Genomic DNA, 18,177 nt, shown 5'->3' with positions numbered 1-18,177 from the left:
GAACCTGCTTCTAATGTGGGTCTGCACTGAACTGTAACGCCGCCAACCGCGCATACAGCGGGTTGCTCGCAATCAACTGCTGGTGAGTGCCCACTGCCACCAGCTTGCCCTGATCCATCACGGCTATTCGATCGGCATTCTTCACGGTCGCCAGGCGGTGGGCGATCACCAGCGTGGTTCGCCCTTGCATCAATTGCGGCAGCGCCTGCTGGATCAGGTGCTCACTCTGCGCGTCGAGGGCGCTGGTGGCTTCGTCCAGCAGCAGAATCGGCGCGTCCACCAACAAGGCGCGGGCGATGGCCAGGCGTTGGCGCTGGCCGCCGGAGAGGCCCAGACCACTTTCCCCGAGGTGGGTCTGGTAGCCGTCGGGCATTTGCAGGATGAAATCGTGGGCGTGGGCGATGCGCGCAGCGGCTTCGACCTGGGCGGTGGTCGCGCACGGCTTGCCGTAGCGGATGTTGTCCTCGACGCTGCCAAAGAACAACGCCGGGCTCTGGGATACCAGCGCGAAATGGCGACGCAGGTCCTGGGGATCAAGCTCGGTCAACGGTTGGCCTTCGAGCAGGATGCGGCCTTGCTGAGGGTCGTAGAAGCGCAGCAACAGGTCGAACAGCGTCGATTTGCCCGCGCCGGATGGCCCTACCAGTGCCAGGGTTTCGCCGGGATGGATGGTCAGGTTCAAGCCGTCGATGGCGTAGCTGTCCGGCCGCGAGGGGTAGGAAAACCGCAGGTCTTGCAGTTCCATATGCCCACTGACCCGCTGCGGCAAGCGCACGCCACCACTGGCCGGCGCCTGGATGTCGTTGCTCGACTGCAACAGTTCACCGATACGCTCGGCCGCCCCGGCGGCACGCTGCAGCTCGCCGAGCACTTCGCTCAGCGTGCCGACCGCACTACCGACTATCAGGCTATAGAACACAAACGCCGCCAGCTCACCGCCGGAAATGCGCCCGCTGATCACATCCATGCCGCCGACCCATAGCATCACGCCTACGGCGCCGAGCACCAGCATGATCACCAGGGTAATCAGCCAGGAGCGTTGCAGGATGCGTTTGCGTGCAGTGGTGAACGCGTCTTCCACGGTGACGGCGAAACGCTGTTCGTCCTGTACCTGGTGGTTGTAGGCCTGCACCGTTTTGATCTGGCCCAGGGTCTCGGCGACATAGCTGCCGACGTCGGCAATGCGATCCTGGCTCAAGCGCGACAGGCTGCGCACCCGGCGCCCGAAGATCAGGATCGGCGCCAGCACCAGCGGCAGCGCCACCACCACGATGCTGGTGAGCTTGGGGTTGGTGATGAACAGCAGCACGATGCCGCCAATGACCATCAGAGCGTTACGCAGGAACAACGACAGCGACGAGCCGATCACCGATTGCAGCAACGTGGTGTCGGTGGTCAGCCGCGACTGGATCTCCGAGCTGCGGTTGTTCTCGTAGAAGCCTGGGTGCAGGTAGATCAGGTGGCTGAACACTTGCCGACGAATATCGGCCACCACGCGCTCGCCGATCCACGACACCAGGTAAAACCGCGTGAACGTTCCCACAGCCAGCCCCAGTACCAGCACCATGAACAAGCCAATGGACTGGTTGAGCAAGTGCGGCGACTGGGTCATGAACCCCTGGTCGACCAACAGGCGAATGCCCTGCCCCATGGACAAGGTGATGCCGGCGGTGACGATCAGCGCCAGCAAGGCGCCCAGGGCCTGCCAGCGGTAGGGCGCAATAAAGCGGCTGGCCAGGCGGATCGCACGGCGTTGACGGGTTGAGAGCATGGAAGGCACCACCAATGAGGAGTCTGTACTTCAACATTGGGGGAACTTGCGCAAATAACAATGAGTCAGGTTAATTATGCCCGCCGATACTGGCCGCTAGAGGCTATCGGTCTAAGACTCATCTGGAAATATGTACCGGTTTCTGGTGGACTGGGTGTTCGAACCGATGACCGTGCAAGGAGTTGTAACAGCGCGTTCATGCGGGGGATTTAAAGTAGGTACACAACCTGATGAGGAGACAGGCCATGACCTTGCAAAACAGCAGCGACGCCAAAATTGAAGTGATCCGCCAGCCGCAGCAGTTGCCTTGCTCGTATATCGATGCCAAGGGCCAGGAAGTGCAGATTACCGAAGAGATGATTCAGCAAGCCTGCAGCGAGCTGGAACAGCGACTGGTCAAACCTGCCCGGCAAGGCTGAAGTGCCCAGACTCTTTCAAACCCGGCCCTGGTGGCCGGGTTTTTTGTTTGTATCCCTGTAGGAGCGAGCTTGCTCGCGAAAAACCTGAGGGCGCCGCGTTAAATCAGAAACGCTGCGTTATCGTTGACGTTTTTCGCGAGCAAGCTCGCTCCTACAGTTACAGCTGTTCGGCCCCCAGAGCAGTGACGATTTGCGACAGCGCCGCCGACTCACCCTTGATGCGCACCTTCAAGCCATCGATCTCGCGACGCTGCGGGTAATGCTTGCGCAGCAGGTCGAAGGCCTTGCGTTGTTCTTCCACGGTGCCCACCAGGCTGCGACGAAAATCCGCGTCGTCACGGCGCGGGTCGTACACGCTGCGGCACAGAGCCGCCAAGGCCCAGGCCGGATCGGTTGACGCGGTCAGGTGGACTTCGTCCAGCCACGGTGCCGGCAATAAATCACTGAGCTGAACGCTTGGCTCCTGGCCCAGGTGCGCGCACAACGCCTGGTAGATCTGCGCAGTGCCGCGCTGCTTGCCATCCAGGCTGTAACCGGCAATGTGCGGCGTGGCCAGCACGCACAGGTCGGCCAGGTCGACATCCACCTCGGGCTCGCCTTCCCACACGTCCAGCACCGCTTGCAGGTCTTCACGGGCCAGCAACACCTCGCGCAGGGCGGCGTTGTCCACCACCGCACCACGGCTGGCGTTGATCAGCCAGGTGCCGGGCTTGAGTTGCTCCAGGCGCTGGCGGTCGAATAAATGCCAGGTGGCGCCATTGCCGGACTTGATCAACGGCGTGTGCAGACTGATCACGTCGCACTGCTCGATGATCTGCTGCAGGCTGACGTAGTCGCCGTCTTCGCCGATCTGGCGCGGCGGGTCGCACACCAGCACGTTCCAACCCAGGCCCTTGAGTACCTTGATCAGCCGCCCGCCGACTTCACCGGCACCGACGACACCATAGGTGCGCTGACCCAGTTCGACGCCTTCGATTTCGGCCAGGGTGTGCAAGCTGCCGAGCACGTAGTCCACGACCCCACGCGCATTGCAGCCAGGCGCGCTGGCCCACTGGATACCTGCCCGCTTGAAAAAGTCCAGGTCCAGGTGGTCGGTGCCGATGGTGCAGGTGCCGACAAAGCGTACGTTGCTGCCTTCCAGCAGGGCACGGTTGACGTTGGTCACCGAGCGCACCAGCAGCACGTCGGCCTGCTCGACGGTGGCGCGGTCGATAGAACGGCCGGGAACGCGGCGAATCTCGCCAAACCCCTGAAAAAAGTCATCAAGCAGCGGGATATTTTCGTCGGCAACAATCAGCATGGCAGGCTCCTTTGGCGGATCAGCAGTGTACAGGCTTGTGAGGATCCAATGTGGGAGGGGGTGATGGGGGGATTGCATTACAAATCAGCAACACAGGTTTTTTCCTGACCACTGCGTCAAAGCGTAGAATCCGCCGTTCTTGCGACTGCCTTTTTATTGGACACCTGTACGTGAACACTGCCACCGCTACCCTCTCCCGCCCCGCCCGTGTCAGCCGGGAGGTGCGCGGCCTGCTGACGCTGGCCTTACCGATCATGATCGGCCAACTGGCAACCACTGCGATGAGTTTTGTCGATGCGGTGATGGCCGGGCGTGTCAGCCCCCAGGACCTGGCGGCGGTCGGCCTGGGTAACTCGATCTGGATCCCGGTGTATCTGCTGATGACCGGCACCCTGCTGGCCACCACGCCGAAGGTTGCCGAGCGTTATGGCGCGGGCAAACTCACCGAAATAGGGCCGTTGGTGCGCCAGTCGTTGTGGCTGGCGGTGGTAGTTGGCCTCTGCGGCGCGCTGCTGTTGCTGTGCGCCGAGCCGATCCTCCATGCGATGAAGGTCGAGCCCGACCTGATCGAGCCGTCCATGGGTTACCTGCATGGCATCGCCGCGGGGATGCCGGCGATTGCGCTGTATTACGTGCTGCGCTGTTTCAGTGATGGCCTGGGTCGTACGCGACCAAGCATGGTCATGGGCCTGTGTGGCCTGGCGCTGAATATTCCACTGAACTACATCTTCATCTACGGCCACTTCGGCGTGCCGGCCATGGGCGGTGTGGGTTGCGGCTGGGCCACGGCCATTGCGATGTGGGTGATGATGCTCGGCCTGGCTGGCTGGACGCGTTGGGGCCCGGCGTACCAGAGCAGCGAACTGTTCAAGCGCTTCGACTGGCCGCAATGGACGGTGATCAAGCGCATCCTGGGCATCGGCCTGCCGATCGGCGTGGCGATCTTCGCCGAGTCGAGCATATTTGCAGTGATTGCCCTGTTGCTGGGCAGCCTGGGCGCGACCGTGGTTTCCGGCCATCAGATCGCACTGAACGTCAGCTCCCTGGTATTCATGATCCCCTATTCCCTGAGCATGGCCGTGACCGTGCGCGTCGGCCAGGCCCTGGGCCGTGGCGAACCGCGTGAGGCACGCTTCGCCGCCGGGGTCGGCATGGGCACTGCACTGGCCTATGCCTGCCTGTCGTGCAGCCTCATGCTGCTGTTTCGTGAGCAGATCGCGGCGATCTATACGCCCGACCCGGTGGTAATCCACCTGGCGTCGATGCTGATTGTGTTCTCGGCGCTGTTCCAGTTCTCCGACTCGATCCAGGTCACCGCCGCCGGCGCATTGCGCGGCTATCAGGACACCCGGGTGACCATGGTGCTGACCTTGTTCGCCTATTGGGGCGTGGGGCTGCCGGTGGGTTACGCCCTGGGCCTGACCAACTGGCTCGGCGAACCCAGCGGCCCGAGCGGTTTATGGCAAGGCCTGATCGTGGGCTTGAGCTGTGCGGCGGGGATGTTGGTGGTGCGCCTGGCGCGCAGTGCACGCCGACGCATTCGGGCCGAAAAGGCGCAGGCTTAATCGGCTTTCTTGCGGATCCAGTACAGGTAGGTGCCAGCATCTTCCTGCTGACGCACCAGTTCATGGTCGAGAAACACGCAGAACTTGGGGATATCGCGACGGGTCGACGGGTCGGTCGCGATCACCTTGAGCAGGCCGCCCGCCGGCAGGTCGCGGATGTGCTGGTGCAGCATCATCACGGGTTCCGGGCAGTTGAGGCCGGTGGCGTCGAGGGTGCCGTCGACAGGCTGTTCATGACTCATACTTCACTCCTAAAACTGGCACCGCTCAACAATGTGGGAGCGGGCTTGCCCGCGATGACGGGGGCACATTCAACATAAACTTCGACTGTTATACCGCTTTCGCAGGCAAGCCAGCTCCCACATTTAATATCAGCGGCCTTTGGATTTCTTTACATCTACCAGGCGGCGCAGGTGACATGTCACTTCTTCGCGATCATGGTAGAGCTGCTTGCAGCCGATCTCCACACGAATGCCACGCGCCTTGAAGCCCTCTTCGATGCGCTCCAGCAAACGCTTCACTTCGGCGTAACGCTGTTTCATCGGCAACTTCAGGTTCACCACCGCCTCGCGGCAATGCCCCTCACCGATCCAGGTTTCCAGCAGCGCCGCGTTGCGGGCAGGTTTCTCAACGATGTCGCAGACCATCCAGTCTACCGGCTGCTTGGGCACGAAGGTGAAGCCGTCGGCCATCAGATGCTGCACCAGGCCGGTGTCCATCAGGCTTTCGGCCATGGGGCCGTTGTCGATAGCGGTGACCAGCATGCCACGGTTGACCAGTTGCCAGGTCCAGCCGCCCGGCGCTGCACCGAGGTCCACGCCAGTCATGTCGCCGTGCAGGCGCTCGTCCCACTGATCACGGGGAATAAAGTGATGCCAGGCTTCTTCCAGCTTCAGGGTCGAGCGGCTGGGCGCGTCACGCGGGAACTTGAGACGCGGGATGCCCATCGGCCACATCGCCGAGTTATTCGACTCGGCCAGGCCCATGAACACTTCACGGCCACTTTTGAAGGTCAGCAGCAGGCGCGGCTTGCTCGGGTCGTCCACCAGCTTGCCGGCGTTAAGCAGAGCTTTGCGCAGGTGCACTTCGAACTTCTTGCAGAAGTTGGAGAGTTCCTTGCCGTCATTGGTGTCGACCATTTCCAGCCACAGGCTGCCGCACGTCGGGAACTCGCGCAGGTGGGCGAGGATCACGCTGATACGGTCGGTTTCCGGCAGGTCGATAAACACCCCGCGCGCCCACTGCCTTGGGAAGATCAGCTCGGCAAAGCGCTGGCCGTGCATCAGGCGCTGGGCGCCGTCTTCTTCAGTGCAGACAAATTCGGCGCAGGCGCTGCCGGTTTTGGCCTTGGCGTAGCCGGACACGTTCAGGCGCGCCGCGTGTTCCGCGATCTCGGAACAGACTTCGCCTTCAAAACCCGGGCGGCAGTGCATAAAAAGGGTGTTCATCAACTCTCCTGGTGAATCAACTGACCTTGCGCTATCGCAATGCCTGTCATGAAAACGCGCGCATGATAGCCGAGTTCGGAACCTTGGGCTCGGCGATAGAGTCCAGTTATTAGCCTGCTAATGAAAACAGCGCTAACGTGTTAGCTCTGTTCGTCCCGTCAGGTCCGTAGCCGTGCGGACCATAAGGAGTCATGTAATGTCATCCCTTGATAGCCTGAGAACCCTTAAGACACTGCAAATAGACAGCAAGACCTACCACTACTTCAGCCTGCCCGAAGCCGCCAAGAGCCTGGGTGATCTGGACAAGCTGCCGATGTCCCTCAAGGTGCTGCTGGAAAACCTGCTGCGCTGGGAAGATGCCAAGACCGTTACCGGCACCGACCTCAAAGCCATCGCCGCCTGGCTCAAAGAGCGCCAGTCGGACCGCGAGATCCAGTATCGCCCCGCCCGCGTGCTGATGCAGGACTTTACCGGGGTACCCGCCGTGGTCGACCTGGCCGCCATGCGCGCCGCCGTGGCCAAGGCCGGCGGTGACCCGCAGCGCATCAACCCGCTGTCGCCGGTGGACCTGGTGATCGACCACTCGGTGATGGTCGACAAGTTCGGCAGCCACAGTGCCTTTGAGCAGAACGTCGACATCGAAATGCAGCGTAACGGCGAACGCTACGCCTTCCTGCGCTGGGGCCAGAGCGCCTTTGACAACTTCAGCGTGGTACCGCCGGGTACCGGCATCTGCCACCAGGTCAACCTGGAATACCTGGGCCGCACCGTGTGGACCAAAGAGGAAGACGGCCGCACCTACGCCTTCCCCGACACCCTGGTAGGCACCGACTCCCACACCACCATGATCAACGGCCTTGGCGTACTGGGCTGGGGCGTGGGCGGGATCGAAGCCGAAGCGGCCATGCTCGGCCAGCCGGTGTCGATGCTGATCCCGGAAGTGATCGGCTTCAAACTCACCGGCAAGCTCAAGGAAGGCATCACCGCCACCGACCTGGTGCTCACCGTGACGCAAATGCTGCGCAAGAAAGGCGTGGTGGGTAAATTCGTCGAATTCTACGGTGATGGCCTGGCCGATTTGCCCCTGGCAGACCGTGCCACCATCGCCAATATGGCGCCGGAATACGGCGCTACCTGCGGCTTTTTCCCGGTGGATGAGGTGACCCTGGACTACCTGCGTCTGTCCGGTCGCCCGGCTGAAACGGTCAAACTCGTGGAGGCCTATACCAAGGCCCAGGGCCTGTGGCGCAACGCCGGTCAGGAACCGGTGTTCACCGACACCCTGGCCCTGGACATGGGCAGCGTCGAAGCCAGCCTCGCCGGGCCCAAACGCCCGCAAGACCGGGTATCGCTGCCGAATGTCGGCCAAGCGTTCAGCGACTTCCTCGACCTGCAATTCAAGCCCACCAGTAAGGAAGAAGGCCGCCTGGAAAGCGAAGGCGGTGGCGGTGTAGCCGTGGGCAACGCCGACCTGGTCGGCGAGGCCGATTATGAATATGAAGGCAACACCTATCGCCTGAAAAACGGCGCGGTGGTAATCGCCGCGATCACCTCCTGCACCAACACCTCCAACCCCAGCGTGATGATGGCGGCTGGGCTGGTGGCGAAAAAGGCCGTGGAAAAAGGCCTGACCCGCAAGCCCTGGGTGAAAAGCTCGCTGGCACCGGGTTCCAAGGTGGTCACCGACTACTACAAGGCGGCGGGCCTCACCCAGTACCTGGACAAGCTCGGCTTCGACCTGGTGGGCTACGGCTGCACCACCTGCATTGGTAACTCGGGACCGCTGCCGGAGCCGATTGAAAAAGCCATCCAGAAAGCCGACCTCGCCGTCGCTTCGGTGTTGTCCGGTAACCGCAACTTCGAAGGCCGCGTGCACCCCTTGGTGAAAACCAACTGGCTGGCCTCGCCGCCCCTGGTAGTCGCCTACGCATTGGCCGGTACCGTGCGCATTGATATCAGCAGCGAGCCGCTGGGCAATGACCAGCAGGGTAATCCGGTGTACCTGAAGGACATCTGGCCCAGCAGCCAGGAAATCGCTGACGCCGTCGCCCAGGTCAGCACCAGCATGTTCCACAAGGAATACGCCGAGGTGTTTGCCGGTGACGAGCAATGGCAGGCGATCGAAGTGCCGCAGGCGGCGACCTACGTGTGGCAAAAGGACTCCACTTACATCCAGCACCCACCGTTCTTCGATGACATTGGCGGCCCGCTGCCGGTGATCAAGGACGTCAAGGGCGCCAATGTGCTGGCGCTGCTGGGGGATTCGGTGACCACTGACCACATCTCCCCTGCCGGTAATATCAAGACCGACAGCCCGGCCGGGCGCTACCTGCGCGAGCAAGGCGTGGAACCGCGTGACTTCAATTCCTACGGCTCACGCCGTGGCAACCATGAAGTGATGATGCGCGGCACCTTTGCCAACATCCGTATCCGCAATGAAATGCTCGGCGGTGAGGAAGGCGGCAACACGCTGTATATCCCCACCGGCGAAAAAATAGCGATCTACGATGCGTCGATGAAGTACCAGGCCTCAGGTACACCCCTGGTGGTGATCGCAGGCCAGGAGTACGGCACCGGCTCCAGCCGTGACTGGGCGGCCAAGGGCACTAACCTGCTGGGCGTCAAGGCGGTGATCGCCGAGAGCTTCGAGCGTATCCACCGCTCCAACCTGGTGGGCATGGGCGTGTTGCCGTTGCAGTTCAAGCTGGATCAGAACCGCAAGACGCTCAAGCTCACCGGCAAGGAGAAGATCGACATCCTCGGGCTGACCGATGCCGAGATCGAGCCGCGCATGAACCTGACGTTGGTGATCACTCGGGACGATGGCAGCAGCGAGAAGGTTGAGGTGCTGTGCCGGATTGATACCTTGAATGAAGTGGAGTACTTCAAGGCGGGTGGGATCTTGCACTACGTGCTGCGCCAGTTGATCGCCTCTTAAGAGCAACGCTGATCAAAGGTGGGAGCTGGCTTGCCTGCGAAAGCGGTGGGTCAGCCAACTTTTTTATAGCCACTGCCAACCGTAACCACGATGCGAAGCGAGTCGCTCTTGCTCTTGATCTGCTTTTGATCTTGATCTTAGGCGCCCCGTCAAACCACGCTGGCCGGAATTCGACAGGGATTTGGGGGGTAAACCGGCAGGGATGCCGGTTTAGCCGCCCCGCGCCATGGATGGCGCGTGGCGGCGCCCCCCCAAATCCATGGCGGATTACGGGCACACCGAGCCTAGGCGAGGTGCCGAGTGGTGGGGCAAGAGCCCTTTGGTTACTTTGGGGCTCTTTTCCAAAGTGACCCGCTGTAAAAGCGGAACCAATAGCAGCCGTTACCCAAATAACGGATATGTACTCGATCAAAGCCCAGCATCCAGGTCGGCTCTTAGGCCGCCATCGGGGGCAAGCCCCCTCCCACAGGTCCGGCCTCGCACCAAAGTTGTATAGATACTTATGACCATCGCAGGCAAGCCAGCTCCCACAGTTTTGATCACATTCCAGGCATAAAAAAGGCGCTGCATCTTTCAATACAGCGCCTTTTTTATGGTGTGCGGTTTAGCCGAACAGCCACTTCCACAGCAGTACCAGGACGACTACCGCCAGCACCGGCCGTGCAATGCGGTAGGCCTTGGGATGCTTGCGCTTCCACTGTTTGACCTGGCCGCTGAACTTGTCGCTGAAGGTCTTGCTCCAGGCATACGCCTGGTTGATGCCGCCCACGCGCTCGTCATCGAGGTTCTGCGGTGCAGTGGCGCGACCCAGTTGCTTGCTGACCCAGCGGTTGACGCGGGTCATCACGCGGTTGCTCAATGGCCGTTCGATGTCGCAGAACAGGATCACACGGGTCTGCTCGGTTTCGTTCTTGACCCAATGCACGTAGGTTTCGTCGAACATCACGTCTTCACCGTCGCGCCAGGCGTAGACCTGGCCGTCAACGAAAATGCGGCAATCGTCGGAGTTCGGCGTGGACAGCCCCAGGTGATAACGCAGGGAACCGGCGAACGGGTCGCGGTGCGGGTTCAGGTGGCTGCCGCCCGGCAACAGCGCAAACATCGCGCCCTTGACGTTAGGGATGCTGCTCACCAACGCCACGGTCTTGGGGCACAGCGCCTCGGCCGATGGCAACGGCTTGTCGTACCACTTGAGGTAGAAACGCTTCCAGCCCTTCTTGAAGAACGAACCGAAACCGGCGTCGTTGTTCTTTTCGGCAGCGCGGATGTAACCCTCATCGAACAGGTGCATGGCCTCTTCGCGGATCACTTCCCAGTTGTCCTTGAGCACATCCAGTTCCGGGAACTTGCTGCGGTCCAGGTACGGCTTGGACGGTACCGCGGAAAACAGGTACATCAAGGCGTTATAGGGGGCGAACAGCGCCGAATGGTTGACGAACTGGCGCAGCATCGGCAAACGGGCCTTGCCACGCAGGTGCACGTACAGCGTGCTGCCGATAAACAGCAGCAACACCGACAGTTTGGCGGCCAAAGAAAAGGTCATGCAGCAACTCCTGGAAATAAGCGTCTGGCCGGCAAACTTGCGTCAACGGGAAACCAGACGTAACAGCCGGCCATGATAAACACTTGAGCCATTATGCAGAAGGCCCAGGAAAACAGACTGACCTGCATCAACACCCCTGCCCTCCTGTAGGAGCGAGCTTGCTCGCGAAGAACGTCAACGATAACGCGGGCTTACTGACACAACGTGGCGCTCTCAGGTTCTTCGCGAGCAAGCTCGCTCCTACCGTCGATTCAGGCCTGGGTTTCCTGCTCGGTAAACACATCGCTGAACAACATGCTCGACAGGTAGCGCTCACCGGAGTCCGGCAAAATCACCACGATGGTCTTGCCCTGCATTTCCGGCTTCTCGGCCAGGCGTACCGCCACTGCCATGGCGGCCCCGCACGAGATACCGCACAAAATGCCTTCTTCCTGCATCAAGCGCAGAGCCATGGCCTTGGACTCTTCGTCGGTTGCCAGCTCCACGCGGTCGACCATCGACAGGTCGAGGTTTTTCGGCACAAAACCGGCGCCGATGCCCTGGATCTTGTGCGGGCTGGGTTTGATCTCTTCACCCGCCAAGGCCTGGGTGATCACCGGTGAAACCATGGGCTCCACGGCCACCGACAGGATCGGCTTGCCCGCGGTGTTCTTGATATAGCGCGACACCCCCGTGATGGTGCCGCCGGTGCCCACGCCCGCCACCAGCACATCTACGGCGCCGTCGGTGTCGTTCCAGATCTCCGGGCCGGTGGTTTTCTCGTGGATCGCAGGGTTGGCCGGGTTTTCAAACTGGGCCGGCATAAAGTAGGTGGTCGGGTCGCCGGCGACGATTTCTCCGGCCTTTTCGATGGCGCCCTTCATGCCTTTGGCCGGCTCGGTCAGCACCAGTTCTGCACCCAGGGCCTTGAGCACTTTACGGCGCTCAAGGCTCATGGACGACGGCATGGTCAGCAGCAATTTATAGCCACGGGCCGCGGCGACAAAGGCCAGGCCAATCCCGGTGTTGCCGGAAGTCGGTTCGACAATGGTCATGCCCGGCTTGAGCTTGCCGCTGCTTTCGGCATCCCAGATCATGCTTGCGCCAATGCGGCACTTCACCGAATAGCCCGGGTTACGCCCTTCGATCTTGGCCAGGATCGTCACCCCACGCGGTGCGATGCGGTTGATCTGAACCAGGGGCGTGTTACCGATGGAATGCGCGTTGTCTGCAAAGATACGGCTCATGAGCGATCCTGTTGGCGACTTTGAAGAAGGCCCCAAGGGTATGCCTCGTGCGGCGAGGCGTCCAGACGGTGGAACGTTGCGCTCATCAGAACAGTCAATCTCCTACAAGCAAGGAGAACTGCCCCATGAAACGTCGTTACAGTTGGCCGTTAGGGACAATCGCCGCTCTGGTGCTGGTCCTGATTGCCTTGAACATCGCGCTGCCCTATCTGGTGCGCAACTACCTGAACGATAAACTCGCCAATATGGGCGATTACCGCGGCGAAATCGCCGATGTGGACCTGGCCCTGTGGCGCGGCGCCTACCGGATCAACGGCCTGCAAATCGTCAAGGTGGACGGTAAGGTCCCAGTGCCGTTCGTGAAGGCGCCGTTGATCGAGTTTGCAGTCAACTGGCATTCACTCTGGTACGACCACGCCGTCGTGGCCGAGGGGCATTTTGTGCGTCCGCAGATCAACTTCGTCGATGGCGGTGCCAACAAGCAGGCGTCCCAGACGGGTAAAGGCACCGACTGGCAGGAACAACTGCGCAAGTTGCTACCGATCACCCTCAACGAAGTGCGCATCGAAGACGGCGAGATTGCCTTCCATAACTTCACCTCCAAGCCTCAGGTGAATATCAACGCCACTGCGGTCAACGCCAGCTTCTACAACCTGACCAATGTGGTGGACGTCAAAGGCAAGCGCGACGCCCGCTTCGAAGGCAAGGCACTGCTGCAAGGCCAGGCGCCTCTGGAAGCCAATGCCACCTTTGATCCGCTGAGCGATTTCGAAGAATTCGAGTTCCGCTTCCGCGCCCGCGACCTGCAACTCAAGCGCATGAATGACTTTGCCTCGGCCTATGGCAAGTTTGACTTCAAGGCCGGCACGGGCGACGTGGTGATCGAAGCCCAGGCTGAAAATGGCCGGCTCACCGGCTACATCAAGCCGCTGCTGCGCGATGTTGAAGTGTTTGACTGGCAACAGGACGTCGAAAACCAGGACAAGAACATCTTCCGCTCAATCTGGGAGGCCGTGGTCGGTGCCAGCGAGACGGTGCTGAAAAACCAGCGTAAAAACCAGTTCGCCACCCGTGTGGAGCTCAGCGGTAGTGTGCATCAACAGAATATCAGTGCGTTTTCTGCGGTGATCGCGATTCTGCGCAATGGGTTTATCCAGGCATTCAATGCCCGCTATGAACAACCCAAGCCCAGCGCTGATTAACCGTCATAACCTTCTGTAGGAGCGAGCTTGCTCGCGAAAAACGTCAACGATAGCGCGTGCATGTTGAAGGAACGTGGCGCCTGGGAGTTTTTCGCGAGCAAGCTCGCTCCTACAGTTCGGCATGAGGGCTGATGTGACCCGCCATTCAGAGACTGAATAACCCGTCTGCGTTCACAGTCGCCGGGGCTGCGGGGTATAGTCGGGGTATTGATGAATTCGAGGAATGACCGATGAAGTTCGAAGGCACCCAGGCCTATGTGGCTACCGATGACCTGAAGCTGGCCGTCAACGCCGCCATCACCCTGGAACGGCCATTGCTGGTCAAGGGCGAACCGGGCACCGGCAAGACCATGCTTGCCGAGCAACTGGCCGAATCCTTCGGCGCCAAGCTGATCACCTGGCACATCAAGTCCACCACCAAGGCGCATCAGGGCCTCTACGAGTACGACGCGGTGAGCCGCTTGCGTGACTCGCAACTGGGCGTGGACAAGGTCCACGACGTGCGCAACTACCTGAAGAAGGGCAAACTCTGGGAAGCCTTCGAGTCCGAAGAGCGGGTGATCCTGCTGATCGATGAAATCGACAAGGCCGACATCGAGTTCCCCAACGACCTGTTGCAGGAACTCGACAAGATGGAGTTCTACGTCTACGAAATCGACGAGACCATCAAAGCCAAGAAGCGCCCGATCATCATCATTACCTCCAACAACGAGAAAGAGCTGCCGGATGCGTTCCTGCGCCGCTGCTTCTTCCACTACATCGCCTTCCCCGACCGCACCACCCTGCAAAAAATCGTCGATGTGCACTACCCCGACATCAAGAAAGACCTAGTCAGCGAAGCGCTGGACGTGTTCTTCGATGTGCGCAAGGTCCCTGGCTTGAAGAAGAAGCCGTCCACGTCCGAACTGGTCGACTGGCTCAAGCTGCTGATGGCCGACAATATCGGCGAAGCGGTACTGCGCGAGCGCGACCCGACCAAGGCCATCCCGCCGCTGGCCGGGGCCCTGGTGAAAAACGAGCAGGACGTACAATTGCTGGAACGGCTGGCGTTCATGAGCCGCCGCGGTAATCGCTGATGCTGCTCAACCTGTTCAACGAAATGCGTGCAGCCAAGGTGCCGGTATCGGTGCGCGAGCTGCTGGACCTGATCAACGCGCTGAAACAGCGCGTGACCTTCGCCGACATGGACGAGTTTTATTACCTGGCCCGAGCGATCCTGGTCAAGGACGAGCGGCATTTCGACAAGTTCGACCGCGCCTTCGGTGCCTATTTCAATGGCCTGGAAAAACTCGATGACCATTTGCAGGCGCTGATCCCCGAAGAGTGGCTGCGCAAGGAATTCGAACGTTCCTTGAGTGATGAGGAACGCGCGCAGATCCAGTCCCTGGGTGGCCTCGACAAGCTGATCGAAGAGTTCAAGAAGCGCCTGGAAGAACAGAAAGAACGCCACGCCGGTGGCAACAAGTGGATCGGCACCGGCGGCACCAGCCCCTTTGGTTCCGGCGGCTACAACCCCGAAGGCATTCGCGTCGGTGACGCCGGCAAGCGTCAGGGCAAGGCGGTGAAAGTCTGGGACCAGCGCGAGTACAAGAACCTCGACGATCAGGTGGAACTGGGCACGCGCAACATCAAGATCGCCCTGCGCCGCCTGCGCAAGTTTGCCCGCCAGGGCGCGGCCGAAGAGCTGGATATCGACGGCACCATTGACCACACCGCCCGCGATGCCGGCTTGCTGAATATCCAGATGCGCCCCGAACGGCGTAACACCATCAAGCTGTTGCTGCTGTTCGACATCGGCGGCTCGATGGATGCCCACGTGAAGATTTGCGAAGAGCTGTTCTCGGCGTGCAAGACCGAGTTCAAGCACCTGGAGTATTTTTACTTCCACAACTTCGTGTACGAATCGGTGTGGAAGAACAACCAGCGCCGTACTTCCGAACGCACCTCCACCCAGGACCTGCTGCACAAATACGGCGCCGACTACAAAGTGATTTTTATCGGCGATGCGGCCATGGCGCCCTATGAAATCACCCAGGCCGGTGGCAGCGTCGAGCATTGGAACGAGGAACCCGGGTATGTGTGGATGCAGCGCTTCATGGCCAAGTACAAGAAGCTGATCTGGATTAACCCCTACCCGAAAGATACCTGGGGCTATACAGCGTCGACGGGGATTGTGCGGGAGTTGGTGGAGGATCAGATGTATCCGCTGACGCTGCGCGGGTTGGAAGAAGGTATGCGTTTTCTCTCGAAATAGGCGGTGTTTTGACCGGCCTCATCGCAGGCAAGCCAGCTCCCACAAGGGTTATGCATTCCAACTTCGAAATGCATACAACATGTGGGAGCTGGCTTGCCTGCGATGCTTTTAGCGATCGGCAAAGCGCTGCAAAAACTTGGTGTGCTGCCGATGCGCCGTTTCCTGCACCACCGGTGCCAACCGCACCTTCTCCCCCGGCAGACACTGCGCCAGCCGCGCCAGGGATAAAGGCGTCAGCGCGCCTAACCGGGGATAGCCGCCAATGGTCTGGCGATCATTGAGCAACACAATCGGCTGCCCATCCGGCGGCACCTGGATCGCGCCCAATGGGATCCCTTCGGAAATCAACGACGGCCCTTGATAGTGCAGCGGCGTGCCGAGCAAGCGCATACCCATGCGGTCGGCGCGGCTGTCCAGCGACCATTCGGTGTTGAAGGCGTCGAACAAACTCTGCCCGCTGAACTGGCCTATCTGCGCGCCGATGATCACGTCCAGTGAGGCAGCAGATTGCACATCCGGCTTGGCCAGCACCTTTATTGCACCGCCCGTACCGGAATACGCCAACCGCCCGCCTTCGGACAATGCCTTGCCGAAACCGTCCGCTCCGCCCAGTTCCTCACGTACCACGGTGGCACAACTGCCCAGTACCGCTGGCGCATCGAAGCCACCGGGCGCCGCCAGATAAGCGCGTGCGCCATTAAACGGCTGGGTGAAGCGCAGTCGCTGGCCCTTTTGCAGGATAAAACTGCGGCCGGGGCTTATGGCGCGCTCATCGATATAGGCGCCCAGGTCCGCACCCGCCAGGGCCAGCAGGCAGTAATCCTCGGCCTGTACGGTAAAGCCCCCCAGGGTGATCTCCACCACCGGCGCATCCAGGGCATTGCCCAACAGCCAGTTGGCCCAGGACATTGACACCCAATCCAGTGCGCCGCCCTGGGTCACGCCCAGGTGGCGCACGCCAAAACGCCCGGCGTCCTGCAACAGGCACAGCGGCGTACTGGCCTCGATCATCAAGCGGCTCATGCCTGCGCCTCCAACGGCGTGTCATCGCCACCCAGGTTGATAAATTCGGCGTGGCTGACCGAGGCGAAGCGCACCGTGTCGCCGGGTTGCATCAGGCTGTAGCCGTCGCGCTCACGGTCGAACAGTTTGGCCGGGGTGCGGCCGATCAGGTTCCAACCGCCCGGGGACACCACCGGGTACGCAGCGGTTTGCCGTTCGGCGATGCCGACGCTGCCGGCGGCCACGCGTTTGCGCGGCGTGTTGAGGCGTGGGGTGGCAAGCACTTCATCCACCAACCCCATAAAGGCAAAACCGGGGGCGAAACCAAGGGCGAATACCTGGTATTCGTGGGCGCTGTGGCAGCGGATTACGTCCTCCACCGTCAGCCCGCTGCGCTGGGACAACAGGGTCAACTCCGGGCCGACGCTCAGGTCGTACCACACCGGCAACACATGGCTCTGGCCACTGCCCTGGGCGTGGGGTTGCAGGTCGGTCAGCGCAAGGTCAATCAGTTCCCGGGCCTGTGCCGGAGTCAGCACCCTGAGGTCGTAATGCACCATCAAGGTGGTGTAGGACGGCACCAAATCCACCAGCGCCGTGCCGAACTCTGCGCGCAGACGCGCCGTGGCAGCGAGCATCCACGGCATGTTGGCCTCGGCAATCAGGTCAAACAGACGCACCATCAGGCAGTCGATGGCCACTACTTCAATGCGTGGCTTCATGCTGTCTGCAACGCTTCACGGATTCGCTGCACCGCGGCCACGGAGCTGGCGTTGTCGCCGTGTACGCACAAGGTATGGGCCTGCAAGACCAATGGGCTGCCGTCGCTGGCGACCAATGCCTCGCCACGGGAAATGGTCAGGGCCTGCTGCACGATGGTGTCGCTGTCGTGGTGCACCGCGCCGGGCAACTGGCGGGAAACCAGATGGCCCTTGCTGTCGTAGGCGCGATCGGCAAAGGCTTCAAACCACAGAGTCACACCGTATTCGTCGCCCACGGCTTGGGCGGCGCTGTTGTCCCGGGTGGCCAGCAGCATCAACGGCAGGTCGCCGTAAGCGGCCACGGCCTGGATCACCGCACGCAACTGCGCGGGGTTGGCCATCATGTCGTTGTACATCGCACCGTGGGGTTTCACGTAGCTGACGCGTCCGCCCTGGACTCGGCAGATGCCATCCAGCGCGCCGATCTGGTAGTGCAACAGGTCCTGGATTTCCTGCGGCGTGTAGTTCATGGACCGGCGGCCAAAGCCCTGCAGGTCTTGATAGGCCGGATGAGCGCCCACTTGCACGTCATGCTTGAACGCCAGGCTGACGGTCTTGCGCATGATGCTCGGGTCGCCGGCATGGAAACCGCAGGCCACGTTGGCGCAATCAATGAACGGCATGACTTCGGCGTCCAGACCCATGGTCCAGTTGCCAAAGCTTTCGCCGATGTCGCAGTTCAGTAGCAGGCGGCTCACGGTGGTCGCTCCTGTAGGTTTTGTTTTTTTCTAGTGTGGGATTTATTACA

Annotated in this window: 15 protein-coding genes and 1 pseudogene; 7 read left to right on the top strand and 9 right to left on the bottom strand. The window is 60.9% G+C overall.

Translation table 11 applies throughout. The annotated features are described in order from the left end of the window. Nucleotides 1–10: 10 nt before the first annotated feature. A complete protein-coding gene (locus JFT63_RS23690) occupies nucleotides 11–1,780 on the bottom strand; it encodes an ABC transporter transmembrane domain-containing protein (RefSeq protein WP_198844916.1) in 1,770 nt (589 codons plus the stop codon). 236 nt (nucleotides 1,781–2,016) lie between these two features. Here JFT63_RS23690 and JFT63_RS23685 point away from each other — a divergent pair, with 236 nt between their 5' ends. Further along, nucleotides 2,017–2,190, top strand: coding sequence for a PA1571 family protein (locus tag JFT63_RS23685; RefSeq protein ID WP_186562808.1), 174 nt, complete (start codon nucleotides 2,017–2,019; stop codon nucleotides 2,188–2,190). A 157-nt stretch (nucleotides 2,191–2,347) separates the two neighbouring features. On the opposite strand, the gene pdxB is transcribed toward JFT63_RS23685, so the two are convergent. Further along, nucleotides 2,348–3,490: a 4-phosphoerythronate dehydrogenase PdxB gene (gene pdxB / locus JFT63_RS23680; protein WP_198844901.1), complete on the bottom strand. Its 1,143-nt coding sequence runs from the start codon at nucleotides 3,488–3,490 to the stop codon at nucleotides 2,348–2,350. A 170-nt stretch (nucleotides 3,491–3,660) separates the two neighbouring features. Between pdxB and JFT63_RS23675 the strand changes: the two genes are divergently transcribed. After that, the gene (locus tag JFT63_RS23675) at nucleotides 3,661–5,055 is read left to right on the top strand and encodes an MATE family efflux transporter (RefSeq protein ID WP_186562812.1); all 1,395 of its coding nucleotides are present in this window, start codon (nucleotides 3,661–3,663) and stop codon (nucleotides 5,053–5,055) included. Here the strand turns inward: JFT63_RS23675 and tusA are convergent. Together tusA and rlmM are read right to left on the bottom strand one after the other, a co-directional pair. Further along, nucleotides 5,052–5,297, bottom strand: coding sequence for a sulfurtransferase TusA (gene tusA / locus JFT63_RS23670; protein ID WP_186562814.1), 246 nt, complete (start codon nucleotides 5,295–5,297; stop codon nucleotides 5,052–5,054). The genes JFT63_RS23675 and tusA overlap by 4 nt on opposite strands. A 129-nt stretch (nucleotides 5,298–5,426) precedes the next feature. Beyond that, nucleotides 5,427–6,503 carry a 23S rRNA (cytidine(2498)-2'-O)-methyltransferase RlmM gene (gene rlmM, locus JFT63_RS23665; protein ID WP_038449465.1) on the bottom strand — a complete coding sequence of 359 codons (1,077 nt, stop codon included), beginning with the start codon at nucleotides 6,501–6,503 and terminating at the stop codon, nucleotides 5,427–5,429. Between the two features lie 196 nt (nucleotides 6,504–6,699). Between rlmM and acnA the strand changes: the two genes are divergently transcribed. Then, on the top strand, nucleotides 6,700–9,441 hold the full coding sequence (gene acnA / locus JFT63_RS23660; protein ID WP_198844900.1) for an aconitate hydratase AcnA: 2,742 nt from the start codon (nucleotides 6,700–6,702) through the stop codon (nucleotides 9,439–9,441). Between the two features lie 604 nt (nucleotides 9,442–10,045). Here the strand turns inward: acnA and JFT63_RS23655 are convergent. Continuing rightward, a complete protein-coding gene (locus JFT63_RS23655; RefSeq protein ID WP_032877227.1) occupies nucleotides 10,046–10,984 on the bottom strand; it encodes an aspartyl/asparaginyl beta-hydroxylase domain-containing protein in 939 nt (312 codons plus the stop codon). A gap of 122 nt (nucleotides 10,985–11,106) precedes the next feature. Here JFT63_RS23655 and JFT63_RS29750 point away from each other — a divergent pair. Continuing rightward, nucleotides 11,107–11,236, top strand: a pseudogene (locus tag JFT63_RS29750) (outer membrane lipoprotein carrier protein LolA); the annotation flags it as partial. On the opposite strand, the gene cysK reads toward JFT63_RS29750, so the two are convergent. Next, nucleotides 11,236–12,210: a cysteine synthase A gene (gene cysK / locus JFT63_RS23650; protein ID WP_057704623.1), complete on the bottom strand. Its 975-nt coding sequence runs from the start codon at nucleotides 12,208–12,210 to the stop codon at nucleotides 11,236–11,238. The pseudogene JFT63_RS29750 and the gene cysK sit on opposite strands and share 1 nt — an antisense overlap. 125 nt (nucleotides 12,211–12,335) lie before the next feature. Here cysK and JFT63_RS23645 point away from each other — a divergent pair, with 125 nt between their 5' ends. The 3 genes from JFT63_RS23645 (at nucleotide 12,336) to JFT63_RS23635 (ending at nucleotide 15,666) form a co-directional block, all read left to right on the top strand. Then, nucleotides 12,336–13,412: a DUF748 domain-containing protein gene (locus JFT63_RS23645; protein ID WP_198844899.1), complete on the top strand. Its 1,077-nt coding sequence runs from the start codon at nucleotides 12,336–12,338 to the stop codon at nucleotides 13,410–13,412. 230 nt (nucleotides 13,413–13,642) lie between these two features. Beyond that, entirely contained in the window at nucleotides 13,643–14,488 is an 846-nt protein-coding gene (locus tag JFT63_RS23640) for an AAA family ATPase (protein ID WP_003210690.1), read from the top strand. Next, nucleotides 14,488–15,666, top strand: coding sequence for a vWA domain-containing protein (locus JFT63_RS23635; protein WP_003189625.1), 1,179 nt, complete (start codon nucleotides 14,488–14,490; stop codon nucleotides 15,664–15,666). The genes JFT63_RS23640 and JFT63_RS23635 overlap by 1 nt, the downstream gene beginning before the upstream one ends. A 108-nt stretch (nucleotides 15,667–15,774) precedes the next feature. On the opposite strand, the gene JFT63_RS23630 is transcribed toward JFT63_RS23635, so the two are convergent. From JFT63_RS23630 to JFT63_RS23620, 3 genes are read right to left on the bottom strand one after another with little or no spacing between them, the layout of a single operon-like run. After that, nucleotides 15,775–16,689, bottom strand: a complete 915-nt coding sequence (locus JFT63_RS23630) for a biotin-dependent carboxyltransferase family protein (protein ID WP_198844898.1) — start codon at nucleotides 16,687–16,689, stop codon at nucleotides 15,775–15,777. Beyond that, the gene (locus JFT63_RS23625) at nucleotides 16,686–17,390 is read right to left on the bottom strand and encodes a 5-oxoprolinase subunit B family protein (protein ID WP_186562824.1); all 705 of its coding nucleotides are present in this window, start codon (nucleotides 17,388–17,390) and stop codon (nucleotides 16,686–16,688) included. Before JFT63_RS23625 ends, JFT63_RS23630 begins: the two co-directional genes overlap by 4 nt. Continuing rightward, complete coding sequence (locus JFT63_RS23620) at nucleotides 17,387–18,127, bottom strand: 5-oxoprolinase subunit PxpA (RefSeq protein WP_186562826.1); 741 nt, start codon at nucleotides 18,125–18,127, stop codon at nucleotides 17,387–17,389. The genes JFT63_RS23625 and JFT63_RS23620 overlap by 4 nt, the downstream gene beginning before the upstream one ends. Between the last annotated feature and the right edge of the window lie 50 nt (nucleotides 18,128–18,177).

Origin of the sequence: Pseudomonas sp. MF7453, assembly GCF_016405455.1 — a bacterium.
Taxonomy (GTDB): domain Bacteria; phylum Pseudomonadota; class Gammaproteobacteria; order Pseudomonadales; family Pseudomonadaceae; genus Aquipseudomonas; species Aquipseudomonas paralactis.
The sequence above is the reverse complement of the archived record's forward strand: the minus strand, read 5'-3'. Positions and strand labels throughout refer to the sequence as shown.